This window comes from Oleiphilus sp. HI0061, assembly GCF_001635675.1.
This window is the reverse complement of the sequence record NZ_LWFE01001395.1, coordinates 1-7,135: the sequence shown is the minus strand read 5'-3', so window position 1 is coordinate 7,135 and position 7,135 is coordinate 1. Positions and strand designations below refer to the sequence as shown.

Sequence of the window (7,135 nt, the reverse complement as noted above, 5' to 3'; positions counted from 1 at the left end):
AGCATTTTCTCTAACATTCGTAGAACCTGGCGCTTATGTTCCTCATCCTCCATATCGATGAAGTCGAGAATGATAATCCCGCCAAGATTTCTTAAGCGCAATTGCCTACCAATGGTCCTTGCAGCTTCGAGATTGGTCTTGAATATGGTCTCTTCAAGATTACGATGCCCGACAAAACCGCCGGTATTCACATCAATCGTGGTCATAGCTTCGGTTTGATCAATGATTAGATAGCCACCAGACTTAAGTTGAACCTTTTTTCCCAGCGCCTTCTGAATTTCATCATCAACATTATATAAATCGAATACAGGTCGTTCACCTGGGTAATACTCAAGCCGCTTACTAACATCAATGAGAAAGTTTTCGGAGAACTCCTTTACAATCCCATAACTTTCTTTTGAATCGATTCTAATTTTCTCGGTTTGAGGCTTTACCAGATCTCTTATCGCACGTGTAAACAGCGGCAAATCCTGATAGACAACAGATGGAATTGCGTTCTCTTTGATTCGCTGCTTTAGTTTTTTCCAAAGGCGCTCCAGGAACTTTATATCTGCCGTAAACTCATCTTCTCCTGCACCTTCGGCCGCAGTACGCACAATAAAGCCCGAGCCTGCCTCTTCGTTATCTACCTGACAATTCAAAACAAGCTGCTTTAAACGCTCTCGCTCTACTTCATCTTCGATACGTTGAGATATACCAATATGTGAAACACTTGGGATATAAACCAAGTAACGGCTAGCAATTGACAGCTGAGTGGTTAAACGGGCACCTTTCGTACCAATGGGATCCTTGATGACTTGAACAACAAGCTCTTGACCTTCGCGCAACAATAATGCGATATCTGCATTATTCTCACTTTCGCCAGTTTCACCGACTTGTGGGTTAGAGGTGATATCAGAAACGTGTATAAATGCGGCGCGCTCAAGACCAATATCAACAAATGCAGCCTCCATTCCAGGAAGCACACGGACTACTTTTCCTTTGTAGATATTACCAACGAAGCCACGACAACTTGAACGCTCGATATACACTTCTTGCAGCATTCCGTTTTCTACAAGCGCTACACGAGTTTCAACCGGCGTAACGTTAATTAAAAGCTCTTCACTCATAGCACTACCTGAAACTTTCCTGTCAAAATAATAAGATTAGCAGCTATTGAAACGAAGCGGCATATCAAAGCGTTTTTTTATTATCGCAATGCAAAAACAAGACGGTCGGTGAAAATTAATACAAAAGGCCAAACTAAGGCGCTTGATAGTGCAGCTCCCAGATAAGACATATTATTATCGACAGCGCCAAGCGCTCCTCTGATAGTCATCACAATCATCAACAAAATTCCGATAATAAAAAATATTACCAAGGACTGCTGTAGTACCGGAAACATTTTTAAGCGTTGATGCATCGTCAAAACCAAATAAGAGACGATACAGCAAGCAATTATATGAATACCGAGATAAGTACCTGACAGCACATCCATGATTGCGCCCACAATAAAAGCAGAAAACAGACCAATACGTTCGGGGTGCCTCAATAACCAGTATATCAAAGTCAATACCATCCACTCAGGACGAAAGGCAAGTAGCATTTGCGGCATTGCTAACAATTCCAATACGGCAGCTGCGGCGAAAGACAATGCAACGGCCACCCAACTTACTCTCGACTGAGTCATTCGTTTACCTCGTCAGACGCATGCTGCTTAGTACTAGATTGTTCTTTATTCTCATCGATGACGGTACTATCGTTTTGCCCCTCTTTAAACACCAAAAGCAAGAGACGACTTCTATTCAACTGTGCTTCAGGCCTGGCGCGAACCTCTGCAAAGGAGCGTCCATCATGGTGCGATATCTGGCTAATCCTTGCCACTGGATAGCCTTCCGGGAAGCGCCCCCCTAGACCAGAACTTACCAAAAGATCACCCACCTCAATATCAGAGGTATCTGGAACATTTCCTAGCTCAAGATAGTCGAGCGCCCCAACACCATAAGCAATCGCCCTAACACCATTTCTATTTACTTGGACAGGAACCGCATGACGACTATCAGAGATAAGTAGGACCCGGCTGGTAAATTCATTTACTTCAACCACTTGCCCCATCAATCCCTGTGAATCAAGAACGGCCTGACCGAGATAAACCCTGTCTTGACTGCCCTTGTTAAGCAAGATGTATTGATTGTCAGAATCAGGGCTAACACCGATCATTTCGGTAACAACGACACCATCGTCAACAATGCGAGAAGCATTCAGTAGCTCACGCAAGCGATTTAACTCAGCCGTTACTGATGCGAGTTTTTGAGCTTTGCGCTCAAGCACCAACATGCGGGATTCCATTAAATCGATTTTTTCTTGGAGATCGGAACGGCTCGTAAAGCTTTCACTCAAGCCTTCACTAATAGAAACCGGTAAATCACTCAACCAGTGAACCGGTGTTAACGCAGAGCTTATTACTCCACGAACAGGGTCTAGATAGCTAAATCTAACATCAATGAATATCAATAAGAGTGATACGACTGATGCTAGAATTAACCTGTATACGAGATAAGGGCCTTGAACAAAAATTGTTTTATCAGAAGCGCCAAGTTTCATTACTCAATGTTACCCAGCTTTTTATTCAATTGGATATAAGCCATCCGAGCTATTATCGATCAATTCGATTGCTTTACCACCACCACGAGCAACGCAGGTAAGCGGGTCTTCTGCGACAATAACAGGAAGGCCTGTTTCTTCACTTAAAAGTCGATCAAGACCTCGGAGCAATGATCCGCCACCTGTCAGGACAATACCACGCTCGGCAATATCTGATGCAAGCTCTGGAGGTGACTGCTCTAAAGCCCCTTTCACTGCCTGTACAATCGCAGATAATGACTCTTGTAGCGCTTCGAGGATTTCTTCACTGTTCAAGGTAAAGCCACGAGGCACACCTTCTGCCAGATTGCGACCACGTACATCGATCTCTCGAAGTTCAAGACCTTCGTATGCACAACCGACTTCCTGTTTAATCTTCTCTGCAGTGGTATCACCAATTAGGCTGCCGTAGTTACGACGAACATAAGTAACAATTGCTTCATCAAAGCGGTCACCACCAACTTTTACTGAGTCAGCATAAACAATGCCGTTTAGAGAAATGATGGCAATTTCAGTCGTACCACCACCAATATCAACGACCATAGAGCCACTTGCTTCTTCAACGGGTAAACCGGCACCAATCGCAGCAGCCATTGGTTCTTCAATCAAATAAACTTCACGGGCACCTGCACCTAGAGCAGACTCGCGTATGGCCTTTTGCTCAACTTTAGTTGAACGACTCGGTACACAAACCAAAACACGCGGGCTAGGTGTTATAAAGCTGTTTTCGTGAACTTTGTGAATAAAGTGCTGCAACATCTTTTCAGTCACAACGAAGTCTGCAATAACTCCATCCTTCAATGGGCGAATTGCTGTGATATTACCAGGAGTACGACCAAGCATACGCTTTGCTTCAGCACCAACCGCTGCAACTGTTTTTTGCGCTCCGTTGCTACGAATAGCGACTACAGAAGGTTCATCCAGAACAATGCCTCGTTCCCTAACATAAATAAGCGTATTAGCTGTCCCTAGGTCAATAGATAAATCGCTGGAAAATAAGCCTCGGATCTTTTTAAACATGGTGTGAGATCAACCTAAACAATTCGTAGAAAATAATCGAGCAACTTTAACAACGGTACCTATATAGAGCAAGACGGAATTGAAAAATGAACGATAATTAAAGCTAATTTACCCCATTTCTGAACATATATTAAACAATACGATTTAATTAACCCCTCTTATTTGTCTGGCCGGAATTATTCCTGATATTATGGCGGCAATTTTTTAATTACCTAACACCTAATCTGTGGCTTCGAATTGATGCTCCAGAAAAGACAACGCTTGAGGATTAACATGTCCATCGATCCAGAAGACATCAATAAAATTGCTCACCTGGCTCGGCTTCATATCGAAGACGATAAAGTTGAGAAAATCAGTAACGATATAACAAATATTCTGTCATTGGTTGATCAGCTACAAAATGCCAATACTGAAGACATTCCACCAATGGCTCACCCAATGGATGCTGTACAGGTTCTACGTCCAGATGTTGTCACTGAAAGCGATAAAAGAGAAAAGCTCCAAACTGTCGCCCCCAACACTGAAGACGGTTTATTTCTTGTGCCAAAGGTTATTGAGTAAGGTGAACGTCCACCTATCCATTAGCAACATCACATTATTATCGATAGCACAACATTCACTCTATTCGAAAGCTAACTAAACATGCTAAACAAAACTGTAAAACAATTATCAACAGGGCTTGCTAGCGGCGAGTTTTCAAGCCTCGAGCTCAGCCAATACTTTCTAGACAGAATCAAGAAGCTTGACGGCCAATATAATAGTTTCATTACCGTTACCGAAGAACAAGCGCTTGCACAGGCGAAAGCAGCCGATGAGATTATCGCAAGCGGCAAGGCAACACCCTGGACAGGTATTCCCTTTGCACATAAGGACATCTTCTGCACCGAAGGCGTGTTAACTACCTGCGCCTCAAAAATGCTAGATAACTTTATTCCGCCTTATGACGCCACCATCGTCAGCAATTTTAAAAATGCGGGCGCAGTTTGTTTAGGTAAAACAAACATGGATGAATTCGCGATGGGCTCATCTAACGAGACAAGTTATTTTGGCAAAGTTATCAACCCTTGGAGCCAAGAAGAGCAACTTGTACCCGGTGGTTCATCTGGCGGTTCAGCAGCTGCCGTTGCCGCTCGACTTGTGCCAATAGCAACCGCAACCGATACCGGCGGCTCTATTCGCCAGCCTGCTTCTCTTTGCGGCTTAACCGGATTAAAACCAACCTACGGCCGTGTTTCACGCTACGGAATGATTGCCTTCGCATCAAGTCTTGACCAAGCTGGCCCGATGGCTCTCACTGCAGAAGATGCGGCAATGATGCTGAACGTGCTTGCAGGACATGACGCCAAGGACTCAACCAGCCTAGACCGCGAAGTACCAGACTACACAGCGAACTTGAATAACTCACTTGAAGGCCTCCGAATTGGTCTACCAAAAGAGTTTTTCAACGAGCACTTAAGCGCTGAATTGCAGGATGTATTGCAAACCGCTATTAAGGAGCTGGAAAAGCTGGGAGCGACGTTTAAAGAAGTGTCGCTACCACATTCTGACCTGTCAGTACCGGCCTACTACGTGATTGCGCCAGCAGAATGTTCTGCAAACTTGTCACGCTTTGACGGCGTTCGCTTTGGGCACCGTTGTGACGACCCGAAAGATCTGATGGACATGTATCAGCGCACCCGCTCTGAAGGCTTCGGCGATGAAGTTAAACGACGTATTCTAATAGGTGCTTACGCCCTATCCGCCGGCTACTACGATGCCTATTACAGAAAAGCACAGCAGGTTCGCCGTTTAATTAAGAATGACTTCGTCAGCGCCTTTGAAGAAGTTGATTTGATCTTAGGCCCAACCTCTCCGTCGGAAGCATTTGGCTTTAATTCCAAAGGTGATGACCCTGTAAAAATGTATCTTGAAGATATCTTTACTATTTCAACCAACCTCGCCGGGCTGCCTGGCATGTCACTTCCAGCAGGCTTATTAAATGGTCTGCCTATTGGCATGCAACTTATTGGTAACTACTTCGACGAACAACGTATGCTTAACGTCGCGCATCAGTTCCAACAAGTTACCGATTGGCACACCTTAGCACCACAGAACATTTAAGCCTGGAGAAACACTATGCAATGGGAAACAGTAATCGGGCTTGAAGTTCACGTCCAGCTCGCCACCAAAACGAAAATATTTTCCGGCTCTTCTACTGCCTATGGCGCAGAGCCAAACACTCAGGCAAACGAAGTTGACCTAGCCTTGCCTGGCACCTTGCCTGTACCAAATGAGCAAGCCTTTCGTTACGCCGTTATGTTCGGCTTGGCTATCGACGCAGAAATCGGTAAACGCTCGGTTTTCGAACGTAAAAACTATTTTTACCCAGACTTGCCCAAGGGTTACCAGACCACGCAGCTAGACCTGCCGATCGTTGGCCCTGGTGTTGTTGAAATTGAACTAGAGGACGGCAGCAAGAAGTCTGTTCGTATCCATCACGCTCACCTTGAAGAAGATGCCGGTAAATCGCTTCATGAAGATTACCATGGCATGTCAGGCATAGATCTGAACCGCGCGGGAACACCGCTTATTGAAATCGTGTCAGAGCCTGATATCAGCAATAGTGAAGAAGCAGTCGCCTTTGCCAAAAAACTACACTCAATTGTTACCTCTCTTGGCATCTGTGACGGTGAAATGTCACAAGGCTCAATGCGCTTTGACGTCAATATCTCGGTACGCCCCAAAGGTCAGGAAGAGCTTGGTACACGAACCGAAACCAAGAACCTTAACTCCTTCCGCTTCATGGAAAAGGCGATCGCCCTTGAGGTTGAGCGTCAGATAGATATTCTTGAAGATGGCGGCAGCATCACGCAAGAGACCCGCTTATACGATGGAGAGAAAGATATCTCCCGCTCCATGCGTAGCAAAGAAGAAGCAAACGATTACCGCTACTTCCCATGCCCTGACCTGCTTCCTGTCGAATTGTCTGACGAGTTTATTGATCAGATTAAAACTGAGATGCCAGAGCTTCCTGATGCACGAAAGGCAAGGTTCTGCGCCGAATACGGCTTATCAAGTTACGATGCAGGCTTGATCTCAGCACAGGCAGACCTTTCTCATTATTTCGAGACAGCCAGTAGCATTTCAGGTGACGCTAAGCTTTCTGCCAACTGGACAATGGGAGAGCTAAGCGCGCGACTCAACAGCGACAGCATCTCCTTAAAAGATTCTCCTANCAGTGCAGAGCAACTTGGGCAACTGGTGCTTAGAGTTAAAGACAACACTTTGTCGTCTTCAGGTGCAAAGAAAGTATTCAATACACTTTGGGAAAAATCTGGTGATGATGTTGACGCAATTATTGAATCACAAGGTCTAAAGCAGGTATCTGATACCGGTGCGCTAGAAGCATTGGTTGACGAAGTACTCGCTGGCATGGCTGATCAGATTGCACAGTATAAAGAGGCCGATGACAAAAAGCGTAAAAAGCTTATGGGCGGATTTATGGGGCCTTTAA

Annotated in this window: 7 protein-coding genes; 3 read left to right on the top strand and 4 right to left on the bottom strand. The window is 45.1% G+C overall.

Annotation, left to right across the window (positions count from 1 at the left end):
* From A3735_RS21980 to A3735_RS21965, 4 genes are all read right to left on the bottom strand, one after another.
* Positions 1–1,109: Rne/Rng family ribonuclease (locus A3735_RS21980; protein ID WP_068638644.1), on the bottom strand; the 1,109-nt coding region annotated here is incomplete at its 3' end.
* Between the two features lie 80 nt (positions 1,110–1,189).
* Complete coding sequence (gene mreD / locus A3735_RS21975; RefSeq protein ID WP_068507580.1) at positions 1,190–1,669, bottom strand: rod shape-determining protein MreD; 480 nt, start codon at positions 1,667–1,669, stop codon at positions 1,190–1,192.
* Complete coding sequence (gene mreC, locus A3735_RS21970; protein WP_068507578.1) at positions 1,666–2,583, bottom strand: rod shape-determining protein MreC; 918 nt, start codon at positions 2,581–2,583, stop codon at positions 1,666–1,668. The genes mreD and mreC overlap by 4 nt, the downstream gene beginning before the upstream one ends.
* 21 nt (positions 2,584–2,604) lie before the next feature.
* Positions 2,605–3,642 carry a rod shape-determining protein gene (locus tag A3735_RS21965; protein WP_068507576.1) on the bottom strand — a complete coding sequence of 346 codons (1,038 nt, stop codon included), beginning with the start codon at positions 3,640–3,642 and terminating at the stop codon, positions 2,605–2,607.
* Between the two features lie 273 nt (positions 3,643–3,915).
* On the opposite strand from A3735_RS21965, the gene gatC reads away from it, so the two are divergent.
* From gatC to gatB, 3 genes are all read left to right on the top strand, one after another.
* Complete coding sequence (gene gatC, locus A3735_RS21960; protein ID WP_068507575.1) at positions 3,916–4,203, top strand: Asp-tRNA(Asn)/Glu-tRNA(Gln) amidotransferase subunit GatC; 288 nt, start codon at positions 3,916–3,918, stop codon at positions 4,201–4,203.
* 81 nt (positions 4,204–4,284) lie between these two features.
* Positions 4,285–5,742 carry an Asp-tRNA(Asn)/Glu-tRNA(Gln) amidotransferase subunit GatA gene (gene gatA, locus A3735_RS21955; protein WP_068507573.1) on the top strand — a complete coding sequence of 486 codons (1,458 nt, stop codon included), beginning with the start codon at positions 4,285–4,287 and terminating at the stop codon, positions 5,740–5,742.
* A gap of 15 nt (positions 5,743–5,757) precedes the next feature.
* The coding region (gatB, locus tag A3735_RS21950; protein WP_068638642.1) for an Asp-tRNA(Asn)/Glu-tRNA(Gln) amidotransferase subunit GatB at positions 5,758–7,135 on the top strand (1,378 nt) is incomplete at its 3' end.